This window comes from Acidisoma cellulosilyticum, from assembly GCF_020621385.1.
Taxonomy (GTDB): Bacteria; Pseudomonadota; Alphaproteobacteria; order Acetobacterales; family Acetobacteraceae; genus Acidisoma; species Acidisoma cellulosilyticum.
This window is the reverse complement of sequence record NZ_JAESVA010000003.1, coordinates 438806-461278: the sequence shown is the minus strand read 5'-3', so window position 1 is coordinate 461278 and position 22473 is coordinate 438806. Positions and strand designations below refer to the sequence as shown.

Here is a 22473-nt window from a genome sequence, read left to right as displayed (position 1 = left end):
GGTCGACCCGAGGTCGGCCTGGCTTTTCAGGTTGTGGGGACCTTGCGGTACGGCCGTGAAGCCCCGAGGCTGTAAGCCAATTGTTGCGAAATTGTATAATGGATTTAGCTTGATCGGGCGCGCGAAGCCGCCACAATAGGGCGAGCCGTATTGCGCGGTGTTAAAAGGATTTTTCGACAATGGCTTTTGGTCCCGACTTCCGAACCTATCGTGGCGCGCCTGCCGCCGCGTCGGCAGCGGTCATCGATGCCGGGCTGCGCGCCTATATGCTGCGCGTCTTCAACTGGATGGCGTCCGGCCTGCTGCTGACGGGCATCGTCGCCTACGGCATCGCCAATACCGACGCGATCAACATTCTTTATCCGCAGGTGCAGAGCGCCCAGGGGTTCCTGGTTCACCGCCCGTCCGGCCTCGCCTATCTGCTGATGTTCGCGCCCTTGGTCTTCGTCATGGTGCTGAGCTTCGGCGTCAATAAACTGTCCCGCCAGGCGGCACAGACGATCTTCTGGATCTTCGCGGCCGTGATGGGCGCCAGCCTGACGAATATCTTCCTGGTCTTTACCCAGACCTCGATCGTCTCGGTGTTTTTCATCTGCGCCGCGACCTTCGCCGCGACCAGCGCCTGGGGCTATGTCACCAAGCGTGACCTGACCGGCATGGGTAGTTTCATGATCATGGGCCTGTTCGGCATCGTGATCGCCAGCCTGGTGAATATGTTCCTGCACTCGGCGCCGCTGCAGCTGGGCATCAGCGTCATCGGCGTGCTGGTCTTCACGGGTCTGACCGCCTACGACACGCAGCGGATCAAGACCGACTATATCCAGAATGGCTATGCCTATGACGGTGAGATGGCGGCCAAACGCAGCGTCTATGACGCCCTGGCGCTGTATCTGAACTTCATCAATCTTTTCATGATGATGATGCAGATCATGGGCAACCGGAACAACAACTGATCTTTCTGTCTCGCCCCGGTCGCAAGATCGGGGTGAGGCATTAAAAAAGGCGGACGACCCTTGGGTCGTCCGCCTTTTTCTTTGGTCAGCCGGTCAGCGTCAGAGCGTCTTGAGGAAGTCGTTCAGCTTCTGGGCCGCCGTCAGCTTATCGGTCTTGTCCAGCGCCGCGAGCTCAGCGGCCAGGCGATCCATCGCCGCCTCATAGATCTGACGTTCGCTGAAGCTCTGGTCCGGCTGGCCGGAATTGCGATGCAGGTCGCGGACGACCTCGGCAATCGCCAGCGGATCGCCGGAATTGATCTTGGCCTCGTATTCCTGCGCCCGGCGCGACCACATGGTGCGCTTGACGCGGGCGCGGCCCTTCAGCACGGCCAGCGCATCGTCGAACAGCTTGCGGGTGGCGAGCTTGCGCAGGCCGGCGGTGCGGGCCTTGGCCACCGGCACGCGCAGCGTCATGCGGTTTTCTTCGAAGGTGATGTGGATCAGTTCCAGCTTATGGCCGGCGATCTCTTCCGTCGCGATCCGCTCGACCTTGCCGACGCCATGGGTCGGGTAGACCACGTAATCGCCCTCGGCGAAGGTTTCCGGCTTGCCCGTGGGCACCGGCACCGGCGGCTTGACGGGCTTTTCGGCAGTGGGCGCCGCAGCAGGCTCGGGCGCGGGAGATGCCTCGGGCGTGGATTCGGTCGGTGCGGCCTCAGTCACAGCAACTGGGGTCATCGTGTCGGTCGTAGCGACATCGTCTTCCGGCATCAGAGTATCGGATGCTTCGGGAGAAGAGGCATTCATGGGCGCAAGCCTTCCACGAAATAAAGTCGTCCGGAACCGATCATGTCACGGCCATGCCGAGGCAATGGCCGCAGCCTGAGACGGATTCAAGGGCGACGGATACAAACGGCACGGTTCAACACGGGCGACGCGGCCCGCGCGACAACGGCCTGATTTTTCATCATGGTTCATGCGTATATCACAGATCTCGCCAAAAGTCATGACCAATCGAGCGCGCGCGCCTAGAGCCTTCGGCCAGTCTGCTATGTCAGCGACCTTCGCGACGCCAGGCGACGAGCAGCACCAGAATGAGCAGCGGCAGAGCCGCCCAGCCCGGCAGCAGCGGCGTCAGGGCGATGCCGGTGGTGACATGCGCATGATTGCGGCGAAGGCCGATCCACTCCTGGCCACCCTCCGTATTCCCGGCTTCCACCAGACGCAGCCCAGGCGTGCCGCCGGCGCCCAGGAAATGCGCGCTGCCACGGGTCGCCGCGACGATCCCGCCGGCTTTAGTGGCGGTTGCGCGCAGATCGGCCCATTCCGGCGGATCGGCCATGTCGGAGGCGGCATAGGCGGTGCGGGTTCCGTCCGAAACCGTCCATAGGCCAGGCGCGTAGGCAGGCACGTCCAGCACGGCATGGCCGGGGCCGGCGGCGGTCATCGTCCGCTGCGATGTCTGACCGTCGGGATTGGTGATCGTCACCGCGGGCGGTGCGTTCGCCTGCAACTGGCGCTGATCGATATGCAGCCTATCGCCGTCGAAAACCGCACTCAGCCGGTTTTCATCCAGGGCTGGCTCCTTCATCAGCCAATGCGCGACCCGGCGCAGAAGCTCGGCCTGCGGTCCGCCGCCGTCATGATCCCGCGCCCAGAGCCAGATCTGGTCCGATAGCAGCAGGCCGACGCGGCCCTGCCCGACATGATCCAGGATCAGCAGCGGCTTGTTAGCGGGACCCGTCATCAGCACCTGGCCTTGGACATCGGTCGTATCGATCAGCCGATACCATTGGCCCCAGTCCGGCGTATGGGACCCGTCCACGCCCGGCAGATCGGCTGTCACCGGGTGGCGCAGCCCCATATCGGTCAGCGCCGGACGGAATTGGGCCGTGGTGATGCCGGCGCCACTGACCGCAGGCTGGCCGAAACCCGCGGGCAGGCCGAGGGACGCGTCATTCCCTTGCGCCGCGGCGACGGGCTGCGCCGGCAAGATGGAGCCAAGATCGCTATGGGCGATCGATCCCGCTCCCGCGAATTCGGGTCCGGCTTCCAGCAGCAGGGCGCCGCCCTGCCGCACATAGCGGGCGATATTGCTGAGATAGGCGGAGGGCAGAATCCCCTGATTCTGGAACCGATCCAGGATGATCAGGTCGAAATTCGCGATCTTCTGCTCGAACAGCTCCCGCTCCGGGAAGGCGATCAGCGCCAGCTGGTCAAGCGGGGTGAGGTCGTCCTTGTCCGGCGGACGCAGGATGGTGAAATGCACCAGATCGACCGCCGGATCGGACTTCAACAGCCGCCGCCAGGCGCGTTCGCCAGGATCAGGCTGGCCGGAGATCAGCAGCACGCGCAACCGGTCCCGCACGCCGTTGATGGTCACGATCTGCTGGTTGTTGATGGGGGAGGCTTCGCCGTCGAGGCCGGAGGCCTTCAGAACGATGACGGAGGGGCCTTCCTGCTTCACCGGCAGAATGAGGGTCTGCACCTGTCCGGCCGGCACGGTGCTGGTGGAAAGAACCGCACCGTCGCGCATCGCGGTGACCGTGGCCGTGCCGCCTGCGGGCGCGGGGCCAAGGTCTTCCACCTCATAGCGCAGCGTGATGGTACTGCCGATGACGCCGTAGCGCGGCGCGTCGATCAGCCGCAGGCGACGATCCGTCTCCTCGCCCTTTGCGGGCAGCAGCAGATGGAAGGGCGCGGTGAAGCCGGGTTTCACCGGAATATCGGATATCTCGCCGTCGCTGAGGGCGACAACCCCGGCCAGCTGATCGGGCGGGATATCGCCGAGCGCGGTATTGATGGCCGCAAATAGCTGCGTACCCTGGCTGCCTGTCTCTGGCACCGTGATCGTGCGGAGTTCCAATCCGGGGATCGCCGCCGCTTCACGTGAAACCTGGGCGCGCGCTGCGTCGATCTGCGCCATGCGACCCCGGATCGTCTCCGACCCGCTGTGATCGACGACGAGGAGCGCGATATCCGGGCGCGCCCGCCAATGCTGGCGCACGAGCTTTGGCCCGCTCAGCCAGCCCAGAAGCAAAGCCAGCAGCAGCAGGCGCCACCAACGGCCTGGGGTGCGGTTCAGGAAGGCCGGGATCAGCACGATCAGCCCAGCGACGCCAAGGACCAATAGCACCCAAAGCGGCAGCGCCGGCGTGACGTTCAGGCCGACGACGGTCGAGACGGTATTCATTGTCCCAGCCGCTCCAGAATGGCCGGGACATGGACCTGGTCGCCCTTATAGGTGCCGGTCAGGGCATACATCACGAGGTTCATGCCGAAGCGATAGGCGTAGAGTCGCTGTTGATCGCTGCCCGGCATGGTGCTGTAGGGGAAACTGCCGTCCTGGTTCATGTCCCAGGCGGCGGCCCAGTCATTGGCGCCGATGATGATGGGGCTGACCCCGTCATTGCTCGCCTCGGGCGTCTGCGTCACCCAGATCGGCGCGCCGTCATAGCGGCCGGGGAAGTCGCGCAGCAGATAGAAGCTATGGGCCAGGACATGGCGCGACGTGAGCGGCGTCAGCGGCGGGATATCGAGCCCGGCAACCGCCTGCCGCAAGGCTTGCGCCGCGCCCGGCTGCAAGCCCGAGCCTGACCCCGGCGCACCGACGTCGCTGCCCTCCGTATCGATGAGGATGATGCCGCCATTCTCCATGAACTGGTTCAGCGCGGCGGTGGAGGCGCCGGTGGGTGCCGCCCCACCCGGCAGGATCGGCCAATACAGCAGAGGGTAGAGGCTGAGATCATCGCGGCCCGGCACGACGCCCACGGGCGGCCCGAGCACGGCGGCCGAACGGCTGCTGACGAAATCCGACAGGCTGGCCAGGCCGTCACGCGACAGCCGATCGACGCTGCTATTGCCGGTGACGACATAGCCGAGCGAGGTTTGCAGCGCCGCCTGCGGCACCGTTTCCGCGCTATGGGCAGGATATGCCGCGACCAGGCTGAGGCCGAGCACGAGCGCGAGCGTGACATTGGCCTTGCGGTGCCAGCGCAATGCACCGCGCAGCAGCAGGCTGGCCAGCAGGTCGAGGATCAGCAGAGCGATGGCGAGTGCGGTAAGCATGGGGCCCAGATCACGCTCCGCCAGCCGGCCGGACAGGCCGCCGGGCGTTGAGCCGGGGACCGGACCGGCGCTGGTCGGTGCCGGCAGGCTGGGTCCGAGATTGAGCGCGTGCCGATCGCCGGCCGTGCCGTACAGGCCCGGCGGCGTGCGGGGCGAGGGCTGTGTCGTCGCCAGCTGGTCCGCCTCGATAGGGCTCGCGGCCGCGCTCGGCGCGTTCATCTCCCCAAAACCGTTCATGATGGAATAGGGCGCCAGCCGCGCCTTCGGGTCGCCGTCACCGGTGCCGGATGCCAGATGGATCAGCCGGTCGAGCATATCCGGAAAGAGGCCCGACAGCGGCAGGCTGGACCAGTCGGCATCCGCCGTCACGTGAAACAGCACGATGCGGCCTTGGCCCATAGGGGCTGACGAGACGAGCGGGGTGCCGTCCGCGAGCGTCGCCCAGACATTGACGCCGGTGAGGGAGGCCGGATCGGCCAGCAACTGGCGGCTGACCGAGACGTCCTTCGGTATCGGCAGGCCCGCGAAGGGGCTGGTCGCCGGGAAGGGTGCCAGAGGTTCCGGCTTGTTCCAGGACAAGGCGCCGCCCAGGCTGCGATCCTGCCGCAACAGATGCACCGGCAGCAGCGTGTCGGCGGTCTCTCCGGTCATGGGTCCGCCGAAACGGATCAGCAGGCCGCCCTGGCGCACGAAGCGGGTCACGGCTGCGACCTCATCCGGCGAGGTCAGCGGTCGGTCGCTGAGGATGAGGACGGATAGCGGCTGGCTCAGCAGGTCCATCAACCCGCCGCGGCGGATATCGACATCCGGTCCCAGCGCGCGGTTGAGATAAAAAAGCGGCCCGACCAGCGGCGCATCCGCATTGGTGCCGGCGGTCGAGGCCAGGCCAACGATACGATGGCGCCATTGCCGGTCCAGCAGCAGCGTGCCGCCGACGCTGGGCGCCCCGGCCATCAGCAGCTTCGTGACGCTATTGGCCAGCATCGTCGGCAGGCCGAGCGGCGCCGAAACCTCAGCCTGTCCGGCCGGGAGGTCGAGGGCGATGCGGTTGAGCGTGTTTCCGGTGCTGCCCTGGGCCAGAACCGCGAAATGCCGCGCGACCGGCTGCGGCACGGCAGCGAGCCGAATGAGCAATGCGCCGTCCCGCTCCTCAGGCGCCTGCAACAGAGCCGCCGTGCCGAGCGCCCTTGCGTCCGTCACGCTGCCGACGCGCGCAAGGGCCGCGCGAAAGGCTGCCTCATCGTGGGGTGCGGTGATGCCGTCATCGATGAACAGCACGGAGCTGGCTGCGTGGCGCCAGCCGTCCAGCGCGCGGGTATCCGCCGCGCGATCCGGCGCCCAGGCTTGCGGTTCGACCGCCGCCAGTCGCGCCAGCGCATCCCGCGCGGCCATGGGACCCAGGATGGCCGGCATCCGTCCATCGATCTCGGCCGCCGTCATCAGCAGCGCGACCGGCCGGTCGCTGCGGTCGGCTGCCTGGATGGCGGCGCGGGCGGTCGCCGCGCGGTCTGGCCAGTCACCGGCTGCGGCCCAGCCATTGTCGAGCACGATCAGCAGCGGCCCGGCACCGGCCATACCCCGCCTTGGATTGAGGATCGGATTGGCGAGACCAAGGATCAGGCAGGCAAGGGCCAGAATACGCAGCGCCATCAGCCAGGGCGGCGTGCGCTCTGGGCTTTCGGCCGTCGCCTCCAGATCGGCGAGCAGGCGCAGCGCCGGAAAGCTTTGCGTGCGCGGCGCAGGCGGGCTGGCCCGCAGCAGCCACCACAGCAAAGGCAGGACCAGAAAGGCGAGCAGCAGCCAGGGCTCGGCAAAGATCATCGATTGGCCAGAGCCTCATAGAGCGCGAGCAGCGCCGTATTCGGCGCGTGGTCGGTGCGGTGCAGAGAGGCCTTCCAGCCGGCGGCACCCGCGATGGCACCCAGTCCCGCGATCTGCGCCTGCAACCGCTTCTGATATTCGGCGCGGATGGTTTCGACTTTCGGCACGAGGATGCTGCCGCCAGCCTGCCGGTTGCCGAGGCCCTGAAAGCGCACGCGCCCCCGAAAGGGCAGGTCGGCCTCGGCCGGGTCCAGCACCTGAAGAATATGACCGGTGACGGGCAGCGCGGCGAAGCCGGTGACGGCAGCCTGCACGCTGTCCAGCGGCTCCAGAAAATCGCCGATCAGAATGACATGGGCATGGCGCGGAACGGCCAACCGGGGCGGCAAGGGCTGCTCGCGCATCTCCGTCTGGTCGAGCAGACCGGCAATCGCCGGCAGGGCCGCGCGACCGGAGGCCGGATGGGCGGCGGCCCCCAGCAGCCGGACATATTCGCCGCCGCGCAACAGCAGGGATGCGAGGGCGAGGGCGAGCAGCACGGCACGGTCCCGCTTCGGGGCAGCATCAGCGGAATGCCAGCGCATAGCGGCGCCATCGGCGACCCAGAGATAGGCGGTCTGTGCCGCCTCCCATTCCGTCTCGCGCACGAACAGCCGGTCGGAGCGGCCGCTTTGCCGCCAGTCGATACGGTCGGCGCCGTCGCCCTCGGCGAAGGGACGATATTGCCAGAAACTGTCGCCCCGGCCGGTGCGCCTGCGGCCATGAACGCCCTGCGCGACGGTCGTCGCCACCCGCTCGGCCGCCAGCAACAGCGGCGGCAGGGTCTGGCCGAGCGCCTCGGCCTTTAAAGCGGCGAGAGGCTTCGGGGAGCTAAGCGCCAATGCGGGCGACCATCGCGTCGATGACGGCTTCCAGCGTCACGCCCTCAGCCCGCGCGCCAAAGGACAGCGCCATGCGATGACGCAGCACGGAGGGGGCCAGCGCCGCGATATCGGCGAGGCTGGGTGACAGCCGTCCGTCGAGCAGCGCGCGGGCGCGCGTGGCGAGCATCAATGCCTGCGCGGCACGCGGACCCGGCCCCCAGGCGATATGGTCCCGGACCATCGCAAGGCCCGATCCATCCGGCCGGCCGTCGCGCACGAGATTGACGATGGCATCGACGACGGCATTGCCGATCGGCATGTGACGAACCAGGTTTTGTGCGCCCATCAACTCCTCGGCAGAGAGAACGGCGGTCACGTCCGGGGCATGCGCGCCGGTCGTCGCTAGCAGCATGGCACGCTCATCCTCCCGCGCCGGATAGCGCAGGTCGATCTGCAGCAGAAACCGGTCCAGCTGCGCTTCCGGCAGCGGATAAGTGCCTTCCTGCTCGATGGGGTTTTGCGTCGCCAGAACATGGAAGGGGCGGGGCAGCGGACGGTCGTGCCCCGCGACCGCCACATGCCCTTCCTGCATCGCCTGCAGCAGGGCCGACTGCGTGCGCGGGCTGGCACGGTTGATCTCATCCGCCATCAGCAGCTGGCAGAAGACCGGGCCGGGCAGGAAGCGGAAGGCGCGACGTCCGGTCTCCGACGCCTCGTCCAGCACTTCGCTGCCCAGGATATCGGCGGGCATGAGGTCGGGCGTGAACTGCACGCGCTTGGTGTCCAGCCCCAGCGTGCGGCCCAGCGTATCGACCAGCCTCGTCTTGCCCAGGCCCGGCACGCCGACCAGCAGCACATGGCCGCCGGAGAGAATGCCGGTCAAAGCGAGGTCCACGACCTCGGTCTGGCCAAAGATCACCCGACCGATTTCAGCGCGCAGCGCGGCAAGGCGCGCGCCCAGTTCGTCGGCACGGGCAAGAATCGCATCCGCCTCATTGCCTTGTCCGGTAGGGCGTCCCATTTCGAAAAGCATGGCATTCCTTGGCTGTCGTCGCTTTCCATGAGGCGAGGACCTCACGAACGGACAGACCCTATCTATATTTGTCCTTGAGGCGAAGTCGGCTCAGAAAGATGTGGTGGTAATGCCCGGAAACGCTTCCGTGAAACGGCGGGCCGGGGTGAGTGGGGTAAGGCTGTGTCTGGCGAGGGCAAAGGAATGAAAATGCGAGGCCATGCGGATGCCGAGCCTGAGATCGGCGGCCAGGGCATGGTCGGCACACCACATGTGACGGGGATCGAGGTCGTGCTGCCGGACCGCGCCGCCGTGGCCGCGATCATGAATGCGCCGCCAAAAAAAATGCGACGGCCACCCGCCGAATGCGGCGACCTGCCCTTCGTTATCAAGCGGGACGGCACCTGGCTGTACAAAGGCACGGCGATCGGCCGCAAGGAACTGGTCTGCCTCTTCGCGAGCGTGCTGCGGCGGGAAGCGGATGGCAGTTTCTGGCTGGAAACGCCGGCCGAGCGTGGCCGCATCGTCGTCGAGGATGCGCCCTTCGTCGTCGTCGAGATGGATTGGAACGGCGCCGATAGCGCGCAGATCGTGACCTTCCGCACCAATACGGATGAGATCGTGACCGTCGACCTGGATCACCCGCTGCGCTTCAATGACGAAGGCGGCGGCGACCCCAAACCCTATGTCCGTTTGCGGCCGGGCAATGGCGCGCATCCGATCGAGGCGCGGATCAGCCGGCCCGTCTTCTACGAGCTTGCGGCACTGGCCGAACCGCAGACCGTGCGCGGCAAGATGATGCTGGGCGTCTGGAGCTCGGGCGTGTTTTTCCCACTCGGGGAAATGCCGAACGACGAGATCTGACGTCGTGACGGAAGCCGAGTTGCGGGCGGCGCTGGCTCGCCCGGTGCCGGTGTCGGAACGGCGAGAGATTGCCGCCAGTGCGGAACAAGGGCTGGCGGCCGCCGTGCTGGTGCCGATCATCCTGGAACCCACGCCCCGCATTCTATTGACCAAGCGCGCCGATCATTTGCGCAAACATGGCGGGCAGGTGAGCTTTCCTGGCGGGCGCATCGACCCTGGCGATGCCAGCCCTGAGGCTGCCGCCTTGCGGGAGGCGTGGGAGGAGATCGCGCTACCGCCCGGCGCCGTCGATATCATCGGCCGGCTGTCGATCATCGAAACCGGCACCGGATTTCTGGTCACCCCGGTCATCGGCATCCTGGCGCCCGGCGTGCCGCTGCATCCGGCGGCGGACGAGGTTGCCGGCCTTCTGACCTTGCCTTTGGCCGTGCTGCTGGACCCTGATCAGCCGAAGCGCCAGCGGATGAAGCTGAAAAGCGGCGACTGGCGGGATATCTGGGTCTGGCCGCATGATGACCACTATATCTGGGGCGCGACCGCTGCCATTCTTCTCGACCTCGCGAAGAGGTTGAGGGATCACAGGTGAGCGATCAAGCAGGCGAGATCCGTCTGAGCGTGGAGATGCCGGAGGCGCCCGCCGATGTGCTGATCGTCGGCGCCGGCATCATCGCCCTCGCTGCCGCCCAGAAGCTGCTGGCTGCCGGGCGGCAGGTGACGCTGGTGGAACGCGGTGTCGTTGCCGGTGCAACCAGTTCCGGCAATGCCGGCGCGCTCGCTTTCTCCGATATTCTGCCGCTGGCGACATCAGGCAAGATCCGCCGCCTGCCGCAATGGCTGACAGACCCGCTGGGGCCTCTCACCATCCGGCCGGGTTACGCGTTGCAGATTGCACCCTGGCTGCTGCGCTTCTGGCGTGCCGGCTGGCCGGACCGCATCGCCGCCAGCATCGCGGCGCAGGTCGCGATGATGGGCCTGGCGGAGGTCGAGATGGATCGCATGATTGCGGAGAGCCAACTCGGCGATCTCATCCATCGCGACGGCTCGCTGGAACTGTATGAGAGCGAGGCGGAGTTCAAGGACTCGCTTCCCGGCTGGGCGCAGCGGACGAAGGTCGGTATCGCCTTCGCGCATGTAAGCGGCGCGGCGATGGCCGATCTTCAACCGGGCTTGGCGCCGCAATTCACGTCCGGGACCTTTGTGCCCGGTTGGCGGACGGTCAGCGATCCCTTCATTTTCGCGACCCGGCTGGCCGCCGATGTGCAAAGCCGTGGCGCTGTCTTTCTACAGGGCGAGGCGTCGCAGATTTTCCCCGAGGAGGCCGGCGCCCGCGTGGTGCTGACCGATGGCCGCGTCTTGCAGGCGCGTCAGATTGTCATCGCAGGTGGGGCCTGGTCGCGTCGCCTGACCGATCTATTGGGCGACCGCCTGCCGCTGGAGACCGAGCGCGGCTACAACACAACCCTGCCGCTGGGCTCCTTCGATCTGCGTCGCCAGCTCATTTTCGGCGGCCATGGATTTGTCATCACGCCGCTGACGACGGGTTTGCGGGTCGGCGGTGCGGTGGAATTCGGCGGCCTCGACCTGAAGCCTAATTTCAAGCGGTCGGCGGCGATGCTGACAAAGGCGATGCGCTTCCTGCCCGGCCTGTCGGCCGAGGGCGGCCGGCCTTGGATGGGGTTCCGCCCGTCCATGCCGGACAGTCTGCCGGTGATCGGCCCGTCCCGCGCGTCACCGCATATCCTCTACGCTTTCGGCCATGGCCATCTTGGCCTGACCCAATCGGCCGGCACCGGGCGGCTGGTCGCCGATCTTCTGAACGGCCAGACGCCCGCGATCGACCCTTCGCCCTTCCGGCCGGGCCGCTTCCGCCTCGGCTAATCCGGCCCGCAGGCTTCAGGCATTATTGCCGGCGGCCATCTGTGCCGATCCGCCAGCCCGCTGCGACACCCACCACATGAACCTGTCGAAAAGCCGGTCCGACAGCACGCGCCGCAAGAACAGGAAGAACCGGGCACCACCGCCGGTCGCGTAGCGTATGCGGGGGCGCGATGCCGCGACCGCCTTCGCAATGGTATTCGCGACGACCTCGGGCGGCGAGGGCAGCCGTGACTCCGTGGCACTGCCCAGCATCCAGGCATGCCGCCGCGCCCAGGGGCCATAGGCTGAATGTCCCGAAGCGTTGAGCAGGCTGTCGCGCGCGATGCCGCCCCATTCGGTTCGGATCGCACCGGGTTCGATGACGATGACGTCGATCCCGAGCGGTGCCAGTTCCATCCTGATGCAATCGCTCATGCCTTCGACGGCGAATTTCGTCGCATGGTACCAACTGCCGAAGGGCTCACCGCCCTTGCCGCCGATCGAGGTGACGTTGACCAGCTTGCCGCTGCCCTGCCGCCGCATCATCGGCAGGGCCAGTTGGCAGAGCCTTGCGAGGCCAAAGACATTGACCTCGAACTGCCTGCGGCCCTCAGCGAGGTCCACATCCTCAAGCGCGCCATAAGCGCCGTAGCCGGCATTATTGACCAGCACGTCCAGCCTTCCGGCCTCGGCGGCGATCCGATCGATGACGCCTACCATGGAGGCGTCATCGGTCAGATCCAGCGCAATGACCCTGGCCCCCGCGGCTTCCAATGGTGCCATCCGATCCAGGCGCCGGGCGGCGGCATAGACCCGAAATCCATCGCGCAGCAGTCGCCGGACCGTCGCCTCGCCGATGCCAGACGAGGCCCCTGTTACAAGCGCGGTCTTTGTCATTATCCACTCCTCAATCATCCGGCCCTGAGGCATAACCCTGGAGCTAAGTCCATGGTCAAGGAGCCAGTGATGCTGATTTCGGAATTTGCGCGGACCACGGGATTGAGCACCGACACCGTCAGGTTTTACGTGCGGCTTGGCCTACTGGTGCCGGAGACGAGCACCAAGGGTGGCCGCAATCCCTATCAGGTCTTCACGGCAGAGCTTGTCGATGTGGCGCGGATCATCCGCCTGGCGCAGTCCTTGGGATTTTCGCTCAAGGAGATCGCGGCCCTCGGCGAGGAGCATCGCGCGGGTCAGATGACCCGGCAGCGCAGTGCCGAGATCATGTCCCAGCAGCTTGCGCGACTTGAGGAGAAGGCCGCGCATTTGAATGCCATGACCGCCTATCTGCGCGCCAAGATCGATTGGCTGAGGCAGGAGGATGACCGGCCCGAGCCTCGGTTCTCCGATTATGGGACGCCGCCCGCCTTCGGTTGAGGCGCTTCATGCTCTCCGCGTGTGACGGCTTTCGCCGCGCGGGGCCACGTCCTTGGCCATGTCGCGGAAGGCGACGACGAGTTTCAGATGGGGGCTGAGCAGGTGTCGCGGCAGAGACGGTAGGTAAATGCGGATCGTCTCCAGCTTCTTGTCGTCCGGCAGGTCGGCGAAGGCCTGACGCGGGCCGCCATCGGCGCCCTTTTCATAGCTCTGTGCCACGGCGCGGCGGATCTCATCGGGGACGGATGCCAGCAGCCGGCGTTGGATGAGGTTGAGTGTCGGGCCATGAGGCTGCCCGGCGACGCTGACGGACGCCTTCGCGTCCGGCTCTTCATAGGGCTTGAGCTTAGCGAGCGGAAATTCGATCTCGACGCCATTGGCCTGCATGACATAGGCCGTCTCACCGTCGATATCGATGAGCCTGCCCTCATGCGCGCCACTGACATCCGATACGCGGTCACCGATCGAGAGACGAGCCATGAGAATCTACCATCCTGCATCAGGCAAAATGGGAAGACGCACGGATCAGCGCGTCGAGCAATCTATTCTTGGTGAAACTTTACGCTCAGGACCGGTGACTTTGGACTGAGACGGCTTGTTTTCTTGTTAGAACCTCATAAGGGCGCTAGTCTTCGACTTGGAAGGAGAGCCTGATATGCCTGCAGCACCCCGAACCATCTCGTTCACCGAGCACCATTTGTCGCTCATGGACAGTCTGGTCTCTGCCGGTCACCACGCCAGTTCCAGCGAAGTGATTCGCGAAGCGCTTCGCCGGTACGAGGCCGACCTAGACCGTGAGCAAGCCCATCTTGCCTATCTCCAGCGCCTGGGCGATCAGGGTGAGGCTGAGATCGCAAGGGGCGCGTATAAGCGTGTCGCCCCAGAAGACCTCGGCGCTTTTCTGGCCTCTCTTGGCCGCGACGAAGAGTGACCTTAGTCAACTACGACTTTTCTCCGTCAGCGCTTAGACAGCTCACCAGGATTTTTCGAGAGAGCGAAATCGAATTCGGTTTGGCCGCGAGGCGGCGCTACGAAGTGCTGGTCGGTCAGGCTATCCGCGACCTATTGGCCAATCCTTCGCGGCCTGGCGCTCAGATGGTTGGTGACCGGATCCATTATCATCTCCGCCATAGCCGAGCCCGGGTTCCTGTCGGCGAAGGCGGGGTTGGAAGGCCCAGGCATATCCTTATCGCGCGAGTGGTCGGCAGCGATCTGCGCATCCTGGCGATTGGTTACGATGCGATGGTCGCGGGCTTGCAGTCTCGGATTGAAGACGGCGAGCGTCCTTAGCCTTCTTGCCTTTGACAGCTAAGCCGCGCGGCGGAACCGGCGGGAGAGTTGCGCGACCGCGAAGAAGGCTGCGGCCAAAGCTCCCACGAAAAAGCCGATCGGCCAGTCGCTGACATAGGCGGCCGCGATCGAAGCCCAGACCGTCAGCAAAGCGAGCCCGACCGACAGCAGCAGCGCGGTCGCAGGCCGATCCGTCAGGCTGCGCGCGGCGGCGGCGGGCCCGACCATGAGGCTGAAGACGAGAAGAGCCCCCACCACCGGCAGCGCCATGGCGGTGGCCGCCCCCACCAGCAGCAGAAAGCCGAAATCGGTGCGCTTGGGTGAAACGCCGTGGGTGGCGGCCAGATCGGGCGACAGCGTGCTCAACAGCAGCGGCCGGAAACAGATCCCGATGGCGACGAGGATGACAAGGCCGAGCGCCAGCACCGGCCAGATCTGCGCCCGGCTGACGCTGACCAATTGGCCGAACAACAGCGCGTAGACGCCCTGGGCGTAATGGCCCGAGAGGCTGAGGAACAAGGTGCCGAGGCCGAGCAGCGCCATCAGCACCAAAGCGGTCGCGACATCGCGCCGCTGCCGCTGGGCCAGTTGCGTGATGCCGATGACGCCGAGGCCGGAAAAGCCGATCAGCCCCCACAACTCATTGATGCCGAGCAGATTGGCCGCCGCCGCGCCGGGAAAGGCGCCGAGCGGCAAGGCATGGGCCGCGAAGCTCATGCCGCGCAGCACGACGAACAGCCCGACCGCGCCGGCCAGGACCGCGATGATCGTCGCCATGATCCAGCCGTTGATCATATAGCTTGCGAACATCGGGATCAGGCCTCCGCCGTCCGGCGTGCGATCGGCAGGCGCTTCCAAAGCCGGGCGCCCAGATAGATCAGAAAGGCCAGGCTGGTGATGAAGAAGCTCACGGGCCAGGCCTGGCCCGGCGTCCAGGCGTAGCTGTCATAGGCCAGCAGCACGCCGCCCCAGGTCGCGATGAGGCCAAACAGCACGGCCAGGATCAGCGCGCGGCCGGGTCGGCGGGCGATCTGGACCGCCGCCGCTGCCGGGCCGATCAGCAAGGCCGTGGACAGGATCGCGCCGATCGTCATGGCCGAGAGCGTCACGGCCAGCGACAGGATCAGCAGATGCAGCAGCCCGACGGCATGCACCCGCACGCCTTGCGCCGATGCGAGATTGGGATCGAGCGAGGTCAGCAGCAGCGGGCGGTAGATCAGCCCGATCAGCAGCACGGCGACGGCACTGACGCCGAGCATGGATAGGACCATCGATGCCGGAATGGCGAAGATCGACCCGAACATGACGGAGATCGCGGCCCCGCCGGAACTGCGCGTGCCGATATCGAGATGCAGCAGCAAAGCCGTCAGCCCCAATCCGGCGCCGAGCACGATGCCGGTGACCAGATCGCGCTCTTTCGCGCGGCGTAGGCCAGCCAGTTCCAGCGCGCCCGCCGCCAGAACGGCGACGCCGAGAAATCCCCAAAGCGCGCTGATGCCGAGCAGGAAGGCGACCGAACCGCCGGCACTGCTGATATCGGACAGCGCGTGGCCGGCGAAGGACTGGCCGCGCAGCACGGTGAAGACGCCGATGAGCGCTGAGACGATGGCGGCCGCGCTGCCGATGATCAGCGCCGTCTGAACCGGGGCGCTCGCGAAAAATCCGGGCGCGAACAGAAGATCTAAGACAGACATGGCTGCGTCAGGGAATTTCGCAGACATGGACGGGATGCTTCTCAACCGCGATCGGGATCTCGTCGGCCGCGCCGGCCGCGATGACCAGCACGCGCCCATGCACGCGTATGACATCGATATGATGGCCGTACAGCCGGCTGAGCACTTCCGTGCGCACCACGGTCTCGGTTCTTCCCGTGGCAGCCCGGCCCTGCGCCAGATAGACGATGCGGTCCATGACCGAGAGCAGCGGGTTCATGTCATGCGCGGAGACCAGTACGGTGACGCCCTCTTCCCGCGCGAAGCGGTTGAGCAGTCCCACGATATCGGCGACCGCGCGGACGTCCAGATTGGCGAGCGGCTCGTCCAGCAGCAGCAGGCGCGGGCGGCGGATCATGGCGTGCGCAATCAGCACGCGCTGCTGCTGCCCGCCGGATAGATCGCCGATGCGCTGATCGGCGAAAGCCTCGGCGCCCACGGCCCGCAGCATGGCATCGACCTTGCGGCGTTTGGACAGCGAGGGCAGCGGCAGGCCGAGGCGGTTGCCGTCCAGCCCTAGCCCCACCACGTCCCGCGCACGCAGCGGCATATCCATATCGAAGGCGATCTTCTGCGGCACATAACCGACCGCACCATTGAGATGGACGGTGCCGCTGGTCGCCGCCTGCAGGCCCAGGATCGTCCGCAGCAAGGTTGTCTTGCCGGAACCGTTCGATCCGATCAGCCCGCAGACTTCGCCGGACGCGAGCGAAAAGCTCACGTCCTGCAGTACCTGGCGGCCAGGGAAGGAGACGCTCAGCTGAGAGACGGTCAGCGTTTCCGCCAGGGTATTCATTGCATCCATTTATTTTGAAGACGCCGATAGCAGGCTTTCGGTGGAAGTCTTGTCCGCGAGCGCCTTTGTCAGGGCCTTAACCTCGGCCAGCATCCAGCTTTGATAGCTGTAGCCTGGGGTCGGCATGGTTTCATAGACGCCGACGACCGGGATTCCCGCCTTATGGGCCAGTTCCAGGAAAGATTGCGTCAGCGGATCGGTTACCTGCTGGTTGTACAGGAAGACCTTGACGGCCCCGTTCTTCAGCAAGGCGTTCTGCTTGGTGACATCTTGGGGCGCCGGATCGGTATCGTTCATGATGGCCGCTTCCAGCGCCCAGGGCGTTTCGATTGTCGCGCCCGCCGCATGCAGCATGTAGTCGCCCACCGGCTCCGTCACCGCGACTGCGGTGTTCGGATAAGTTACTTTGAACGTGGCGAGGGCCGCGAACCAGGGTTTCAGGCTGGCCGCGAAGGCCGCTTCCTGAGATGCGAAATAGGCGGCATGGGCGGGGTCGAGCGCCGAAAGCTTCGCGGCAATCGCCTGCGCCACCAAGGGCATGGTCGCGGGATCGTACCAAAGATGCGGATTGGCCGTGTCATCCGGCAAAGCCCGCAGGTGCTGGACATTGATGACCTGGCGCCCGACTTTGGGGGCCGCCGCGATCATCTTATCGGCCCAGCTGTCATAGCCGATGCCGTTTTCGACGATCAGATCGGCGCCCGCGATGCTGGCAGCGATCCTGGGGCTGACTTCGAAGGAATGCGGATCGGTATTGGGGTCCGACATGATCGTGGTGACATGAACATAGGTGCCGCCGATCTGCCCGATGACATCGGCATATTCATTTTCGACGCCGACCGCCTGAATAGCCGCCGCCGCCCTTGCCTGGGCCACCAGGCCGAGTGTCGCTGTCAGGGCGATGGCCGTCAGGCCGCGCGCCAATGCTGTCTTCAGTCGCATAACCATCCTCGTGGTGGGTGATTTTGATATGTTATAACGTATCAAAATCACCTGTCCAGAGAGGTGTTACACTATATCGTTACACGGCTCCAGCCGGTCGATCGCGGTTCTATTATCCGGCGAGCGCCGCCGCGTAGCGGCGGATGGCTTCCGCCCAGCCGAGGACGAGCGCATCGGCCGTCAGCTCATGCCCGATCGATGCCTCAGCCAGACCCGGCATGGCGGCGACCAGCGGCGGCAGATTGTCGAGATTGAGGTCATGTCCGACATTGACCGCGAGCCCCGCCGCCCGCGCTTTGGCACAGGTTTCCCCACAGGCGGCGAGCAGTTCAGCCTGGCGGCCTTCGCGGACGGCCTGGGCATAGCCGCCGGTATAAAGCTCAATCCCCTCGGCGCCTGCGTCGATGACGCGGCTCACGATATCGGGGTTGGGATCGACGAAAAGAATGGCGCGGCTGCCCTGGGCCTTCAGTTGCTGAATGGCCGTGCGGGCCAGGCCCATCTGGTCGGGGCCAAGTTTCCAGCCCTCGTCGGAGGTGAAGGCACCCGGCGCGTCAGGCACCAGCGTGCATTGCTCGGGTCTTACCTCAGCGATCAGATCCATGAAGCGCGGATCCGGATAACCCTCGATATTGAACTCGAATTCCGGGCGCCAGGGGCGCATCAGCCGGTCGAGCATGAAGACATCCGTGCGGCGGATATGCCGCTCATCCGGCCGCGGGTGAACCGTCAGGCCATGGGCGCCGGCCTCATGCGCCAGACGCGCGAAATGCGCGACGTCCGGCACCCCGGTATGGCGGGAGTTTCTGAGCAAGGCGATCTTGTTCAGGTTCACACTGAGCTTGGCCATGAAGTCCCCGGGCGTTTTTGGTCAGACGAAGGGAGAGAAATTATTCGCGGCGGAAGGTGATGACCAGCACGTCGCGGAAGGCCGGCTGCGCCGGGTCCAGCGGATGCACGGCCGTCACGCCATGATAGACGCGGCTGTCATCGACCAGGGCCGCATCCATCGGCGCGGCGAGGGTGAAGCGGGACATAAGCTTCTTTTCAAGATTGGTGATGCTGGTCTCACCCTCCGCGACATTCTCCCGCCGGACGAGCAGAACCAGCACCCAGTCGACGCCGTCGCGATGCAGCCCTTCGGGCGTCGGTTTGCCGTCCGACCCGGCCTGCGCCTCGATGCGGAACTGGTGCATCTCCACATGCCAATGCTCCGGCCGCACGTCCGGCGGGGTCAGGCGCGTGAAAAGCCCGTTACAGAAGCGCAGCACGGCGGTCGTCGTCGGATGGTCGGCGATCGCTTCGGCCACGGGGTCGAACCAGCGGGCGATGCCGCCGTTCAAGGCGTTATAGTCGCGGCTTTGGTAATGCGGCTGATGCGGCTTGCGGCGGATGCCGTTGGCGCCTCCTGCCGCCTTAACCCCGAAGGCCGCGAAACGGCGACGGCGATAGCGCCCGCCATCGGCCATGAAACCGTCGATGCCGAGATCGTCCCAGCTGGAAGCGAAGCCGGCCCAATCCGTCAGCCCCTGGTCTTGCAGGATCATCTGCATCTGGGCTGCCTGCGCCTGGGCGAAACCTGTCGCGTCCATGGCTTGCGCCAGGGCGCTTACTGCATTCTGCTCCGTCGCCATGCGCGCGATCCTCTCATGCGTCGAAATCGGTCGTCCGAGACTTTGTACACGACCAGGGAAGGTCTAGGGGAAGCGCAGGCCGCAGGGGAATCATGTGCATGACGCAGCCGATGGGAATCACGATGGGCGACCCGGCCGGGGTCGGACCTGAGATCGTGGTCAAGCTCGCGGCCGAGGGGCTGCCGCATCCGACCGTCGTTTTCGGCGATTTTGCCATCCTTGCCCGCGCGGCGAAGCTGCTGGGCGTGCCGGTCGAGATTGTCGAGATCGCGCATGCGGGTCTCGCGCAGGGCGGTGTGGGCAGGATCGAGGTCGTGCCGGTCAGCCGGCTGCCCGCCGATCTGCCCTTCGGGCAGGTGGATGCGCGGGCCGGGGCGGCGGCCTATGCCTATATCGATCGCGCCATCACGGCCGTGCAGGCGGGGGAGATCAGCGCCATCGTGACCGCGCCGATCAACAAGATGGCGATGCATGAGGCCGGGATCGACTATCCGGGCCATACCGAAATTCTGGCTGAGCGCGCTGGCACCACGGACTACGCGATGATGCTCGCGAATAAGGAATTGCGGGTTCTGCTGGTCAGCATTCATGTGCCGCTGAGCGAGGCGGTGCGGATGGTCACCGTCGAGAATGAGCTGAGGGCCATTCGCCTGGCCCATCGCGCCGGGTTGCAATTCGGCATCCCCCGCCCGCGTATCGGCGTCGCCGGCCTCAACCCGCATGCGGGGGAGGGCGGAATGTTCGGCAGCGAGGATGACGCGATCATCGCGCCGGCTGTCGCCATCGCGCGGCAGGAAGGGATCGATGTCGCGGGGCCACTGTCAGGCGATACCGTCTTCATGCGCGCACGCATGGGTGAGTTCGATGTCGTGGTCGCGCAATATCATGACCAGGGGCTGATTCCGGTAAAATATCTGGGCCTCGACGAAGGCGTGAATATCACCGTCGGCCTGCCCTTCGTGCGTACCAGCGTCGATCACGGCACGGCCTTCGAGATCGCCGGCAAGGGTACCGCGAGCGCAGCCAGCCTGCGTGCGGCGATGGCGCAGGCGGCGGCGATGCTGCGTGGTGGTTAGAGGATGTTGTGCTCGCTCGAAAAGGTAGATCCGCGCAGGCGTTGCGCGGATCTACCCGCGGGGATCAGCGATAGGTATCGCCCTTAGTCAAATACGTGCGGACGAAATGCCCGACGGCGACTTCAAGTTCGGTGCCCGGCCTGTTGTAGCCGGCGGCCTGCAGCCGCGCGGGATCGGCTTCCGTGAAATACTGGTAGCGCGGCCGCATCGCCTCCGGCATTTCCACGAAGCGGATCTTTCGCTCCATCTCCAGCGCATCGAAGATTGACCCGACAAGGTCGATGAAGCTGCGGGCTTTCCCGCTGCCGAGATTGAAGAGCTGCGTTCCCGTATAGCCGTCGAGCAGCCAAAGGATTGTATCCGTGATGTCATGGACATAGACGAAATCGCGGAGCTGTTCGCCGTCCTTGTATTCGGGCTTGTAGCTGCGAAAGAGGTCGATCGTCTCGCCCCGCTGGATCGCCGGGAAGTATTTGGAGACCAAGCTCATCATCGGACCCTTGTGATATTCATTGGGTCCGAAAACGTTGAAGAATTTAAGGCCGGCGCAAACGGGGGGCAGCTTCTTGCCTTCCTCCAGACGGGTCGCGACGACCTGATCGAATAGATGCTTGCTCCAGCCGTAAAGATTCAACGGCCGCAGCGTCTGCAGATAGGGCAGGTCGATGCTGTCCTGAAACCCCTCCAGCCCGTCGCCATAGGTCGCGGCCGAGGAGGCGTAGATGAGTTTCACGTCATGCGCGGTACACCAGTCCAGCAGCTTGAGCGAGAAACGGAAATTCCGCGTCATGATCTCATCGCCGTCTGTCGCGAGCGTCGAGGAATTGGCGCCCATATGGATGACGGCCTCGATATCGTCGCGCCCGGCAAGCCAATCGAACAGTTCATCCGGCGGCACGATATCCTGCACGACGCGCTTGCGCAGATTGAGCCATTTGCCGTCCGAATGCAGAAGATCGCAGACGGCGACATTGCGCCTTCCGTTCTCGTTCAGTGCCGCGACGATATTGGAACCGATGAATCCGGCACCACCGGTCACAAGAATCACGTAACAAAACTCCTGAGCGTTCTGGCGGCGACGGTATAGGCCGAGGTCAAATGATAGAGGCTGCTGGCGGGCGCGGGGGTCGGGCTGAAGCTGCCGTCAGCCTCCCGCTGTTCCATCCAGAGCCCCCTGGGGGCTGGGGTGATATAGTCCCGCAAGACAGCGAAGGCTTTGAGGATGCGCGTCTCCGTGGCGTCGGGACGCAAAATCTCGGCCTTCAATCGCTCGGTCTGCGGCCATAGCCGCTGGCTGCCAGAGACGAGACTGCCGTCGCTTGACAGGACATCGACCAGCCCGCCGGTCGTCGGGTGAATGCCGAAGCGATCCACGAAGTCGTTGAGCTGGCGGATGGCAGTGGCGACGGCTGACCGCACCGGTCGGCCGATGACCGCGCATCGGTGGGCATACCAATCCAGCAGCCAGACCCATTCGCTGTGATGGCCGGGCTCGACCGCGAAACGTCCGTGCTCACGGTGCGCCACCAGCCCGTCATCGAAATATTCGGCCAGGGCGCCTTCCTCGGCATGGAACATCCGGGTCAGGAACAGAGTGACGATCCCGTCCGCGCGATCGAGAAAGGGTGAGTCCTCAAAGGCTTCGGAGGCGGCGAGACAGGCTTCCAGCAGATGCATATGCGGATTCTGCCGGCGCGGCAGGCTGGCCGGCAGGCTTTCGCCATAGCCGCCAGCCGGATGCGGAAATGCCCGGTGCAGATAATCATCCAGCGCGAGTGCTTCCGCCCGCAGAACCGGGTCTGGCCTGACCTTCATCGCAGTGGAAAGGGCCAGCAGCACGAAAGCATGGTCGTACAGGTCCCGCTTCGGGTCCATGACGCGGCCGTCCAGATCGAAACGCCAGTGATAGCCGCCGGCCGCGTCGAAGGCATGGGTGCGGAGGTAGTGCAGGCCGAGCGTGACGGCCTCCTCCGCTTCCGTCATGCCGGCGGCCAGTGCTTCGCTGAAGACGAAGGTCTGCCGCGTCACCACCCGCAGGCGCCGATAATCGGCGACGCAGCGCAGATCGTCGAGCGACAGGAATTCGTGAAAGCCGATCGCGCGGCCGTCATCCTCGCGGTCGATGCCGTGGGCGAGCCAGAACGGCCAGGCGGTCTCACGCAGCCAGGCAAGGCCGGCATCGGCCGCGCTGAGCAGCGCCGGGGATGGGGGAGCGCGCAGCACGGT

Annotated in this window: 23 protein-coding genes; 8 read left to right on the top strand and 15 right to left on the bottom strand. The window is 65.5% G+C overall.

Annotated elements, in window-relative coordinates; all coding sequences use genetic code 11:
- Positions 1-179: 179 nt before the first annotated feature.
- On the top strand, positions 180-953 hold the full coding sequence (locus ACELLULO517_RS10895) for a Bax inhibitor-1/YccA family protein (protein ID WP_227307393.1): 774 nt from the start codon (positions 180-182) through the stop codon (positions 951-953).
- Between the two features lie 99 nt (positions 954-1052).
- Here the strand turns inward: ACELLULO517_RS10895 and ACELLULO517_RS10890 are convergent, their stop codons facing one another.
- The 5 genes from ACELLULO517_RS10890 to ACELLULO517_RS10870 form a co-directional block, all read right to left on the bottom strand.
- Complete coding sequence (locus tag ACELLULO517_RS10890; RefSeq protein ID WP_227307392.1) at positions 1053-1742, bottom strand: CarD family transcriptional regulator; 690 nt, start codon at positions 1740-1742, stop codon at positions 1053-1055.
- A gap of 247 nt (positions 1743-1989) precedes the next feature.
- On the bottom strand, positions 1990-4128 hold the full coding sequence (locus ACELLULO517_RS10885) for a hypothetical protein (protein WP_227307391.1): 2139 nt from the start codon (positions 4126-4128) through the stop codon (positions 1990-1992).
- On the bottom strand, positions 4125-6824 hold the full coding sequence (locus ACELLULO517_RS10880) for a DUF4159 domain-containing protein (protein WP_227307390.1): 2700 nt from the start codon (positions 6822-6824) through the stop codon (positions 4125-4127). Before ACELLULO517_RS10880 ends, ACELLULO517_RS10885 begins: the two co-directional genes overlap by 4 nt.
- The gene (locus ACELLULO517_RS10875; protein WP_227307389.1) at positions 6821-7705 is read right to left on the bottom strand and encodes a DUF58 domain-containing protein; all 885 of its coding nucleotides are present in this window, start codon (positions 7703-7705) and stop codon (positions 6821-6823) included. The genes ACELLULO517_RS10880 and ACELLULO517_RS10875 overlap by 4 nt, the downstream gene beginning before the upstream one ends.
- Positions 7695-8720: an AAA family ATPase gene (locus tag ACELLULO517_RS10870; RefSeq protein WP_227307388.1), complete on the bottom strand. Its 1026-nt coding sequence runs from the start codon at positions 8718-8720 to the stop codon at positions 7695-7697. The genes ACELLULO517_RS10875 and ACELLULO517_RS10870 overlap by 11 nt, the downstream gene beginning before the upstream one ends.
- A 189-nt stretch (positions 8721-8909) precedes the next feature.
- Here ACELLULO517_RS10870 and ACELLULO517_RS10865 point away from each other — a divergent pair, with 189 nt between their 5' ends.
- The 3 genes from ACELLULO517_RS10865 to ACELLULO517_RS10855 are packed head-to-tail and all read left to right on the top strand — an operon-like array spanning position 8910 to position 11441.
- Entirely contained in the window at positions 8910-9563 is a 654-nt protein-coding gene (locus ACELLULO517_RS10865) for a DUF1285 domain-containing protein (RefSeq protein WP_227307387.1), read from the top strand.
- 4 nt (positions 9564-9567) lie between these two features.
- Positions 9568-10149 carry a CoA pyrophosphatase gene (locus ACELLULO517_RS10860; protein ID WP_227307386.1) on the top strand — a complete coding sequence of 194 codons (582 nt, stop codon included), beginning with the start codon at positions 9568-9570 and terminating at the stop codon, positions 10147-10149.
- Complete coding sequence (locus ACELLULO517_RS10855) at positions 10146-11441, top strand: NAD(P)/FAD-dependent oxidoreductase (RefSeq protein WP_227307385.1); 1296 nt, start codon at positions 10146-10148, stop codon at positions 11439-11441. Before ACELLULO517_RS10860 ends, ACELLULO517_RS10855 begins: the two co-directional genes overlap by 4 nt.
- Positions 11442-11456: 15 nt before the next feature.
- On the opposite strand, the gene ACELLULO517_RS10850 is transcribed toward ACELLULO517_RS10855, so the two are convergent.
- The gene (locus tag ACELLULO517_RS10850; RefSeq protein ID WP_227307384.1) at positions 11457-12317 is read right to left on the bottom strand and encodes an oxidoreductase; all 861 of its coding nucleotides are present in this window, start codon (positions 12315-12317) and stop codon (positions 11457-11459) included.
- A gap of 51 nt (positions 12318-12368) precedes the next feature.
- Here ACELLULO517_RS10850 and ACELLULO517_RS10845 point away from each other — a divergent pair, with 51 nt between their 5' ends.
- Complete coding sequence (locus tag ACELLULO517_RS10845) at positions 12369-12797, top strand: MerR family transcriptional regulator (RefSeq protein ID WP_227307383.1); 429 nt, start codon at positions 12369-12371, stop codon at positions 12795-12797.
- 6 nt (positions 12798-12803) lie between these two features.
- On the opposite strand, the gene ACELLULO517_RS10840 is transcribed toward ACELLULO517_RS10845, so the two are convergent.
- On the bottom strand, positions 12804-13277 hold the full coding sequence (locus tag ACELLULO517_RS10840; protein WP_227307382.1) for a hypothetical protein: 474 nt from the start codon (positions 13275-13277) through the stop codon (positions 12804-12806).
- A gap of 175 nt (positions 13278-13452) precedes the next feature.
- Here ACELLULO517_RS10840 and ACELLULO517_RS10835 point away from each other — a divergent pair, with 175 nt between their 5' ends.
- Positions 13453-13728 carry a ribbon-helix-helix domain-containing protein gene (locus ACELLULO517_RS10835; protein WP_227307381.1) on the top strand — a complete coding sequence of 92 codons (276 nt, stop codon included), beginning with the start codon at positions 13453-13455 and terminating at the stop codon, positions 13726-13728.
- Positions 13725-14087 (top strand): type II toxin-antitoxin system RelE/ParE family toxin, encoded by a 363-nt coding sequence (locus ACELLULO517_RS29045; RefSeq protein ID WP_227307380.1) that lies wholly within the window; start codon positions 13725-13727, stop codon positions 14085-14087. The genes ACELLULO517_RS10835 and ACELLULO517_RS29045 overlap by 4 nt, the downstream gene beginning before the upstream one ends.
- 18 nt (positions 14088-14105) lie before the next feature.
- Here ACELLULO517_RS29045 and ACELLULO517_RS10825 read toward each other — a convergent pair whose 3' ends face one another.
- The 6 genes from ACELLULO517_RS10825 to ACELLULO517_RS10800 form a co-directional block, all read right to left on the bottom strand.
- Positions 14106-14897 (bottom strand): metal ABC transporter permease, encoded by a 792-nt coding sequence (locus ACELLULO517_RS10825; RefSeq protein WP_227307379.1) that lies wholly within the window; start codon positions 14895-14897, stop codon positions 14106-14108.
- Positions 14898-14902: 5 nt separating this feature from the next.
- The gene (locus ACELLULO517_RS10820; RefSeq protein WP_227307378.1) at positions 14903-15781 is read right to left on the bottom strand and encodes a metal ABC transporter permease; all 879 of its coding nucleotides are present in this window, start codon (positions 15779-15781) and stop codon (positions 14903-14905) included.
- Between the two features lie 7 nt (positions 15782-15788).
- Positions 15789-16604, bottom strand: a complete 816-nt coding sequence (locus ACELLULO517_RS10815; RefSeq protein ID WP_227307377.1) for a metal ABC transporter ATP-binding protein — start codon at positions 16602-16604, stop codon at positions 15789-15791.
- The gene (locus ACELLULO517_RS10810) at positions 16605-17537 is read right to left on the bottom strand and encodes a metal ABC transporter solute-binding protein, Zn/Mn family (RefSeq protein ID WP_227307376.1); all 933 of its coding nucleotides are present in this window, start codon (positions 17535-17537) and stop codon (positions 16605-16607) included.
- A gap of 112 nt (positions 17538-17649) precedes the next feature.
- Entirely contained in the window at positions 17650-18387 is a 738-nt protein-coding gene (locus ACELLULO517_RS10805) for a pyridoxine 5'-phosphate synthase (protein WP_227307375.1), read from the bottom strand.
- 40 nt (positions 18388-18427) lie between these two features.
- Positions 18428-19171, bottom strand: a complete 744-nt coding sequence (locus ACELLULO517_RS10800) for a 2OG-Fe dioxygenase family protein (protein ID WP_406566256.1) — start codon at positions 19169-19171, stop codon at positions 18428-18430.
- A 98-nt stretch (positions 19172-19269) separates the two neighbouring features.
- On the opposite strand from ACELLULO517_RS10800, the gene pdxA reads away from it, so the two are divergent.
- Entirely contained in the window at positions 19270-20247 is a 978-nt protein-coding gene (gene pdxA / locus ACELLULO517_RS10795) for a 4-hydroxythreonine-4-phosphate dehydrogenase PdxA (RefSeq protein WP_227307374.1), read from the top strand.
- Positions 20248-20311: 64 nt separating this feature from the next.
- Here pdxA and rfaD read toward each other — a convergent pair whose 3' ends face one another.
- Both rfaD and ACELLULO517_RS10785 read right to left on the bottom strand, forming a co-directional pair.
- Positions 20312-21295, bottom strand: coding sequence for an ADP-glyceromanno-heptose 6-epimerase (gene rfaD, locus ACELLULO517_RS10790; protein ID WP_227307373.1), 984 nt, complete (start codon positions 21293-21295; stop codon positions 20312-20314).
- A complete protein-coding gene (locus ACELLULO517_RS10785) occupies positions 21292-22470 on the bottom strand; it encodes an AGE family epimerase/isomerase (RefSeq protein WP_227307372.1) in 1179 nt (392 codons plus the stop codon). Before ACELLULO517_RS10785 ends, rfaD begins: the two co-directional genes overlap by 4 nt.
- Between the last annotated feature and the right edge of the window lie 3 nt (positions 22471-22473).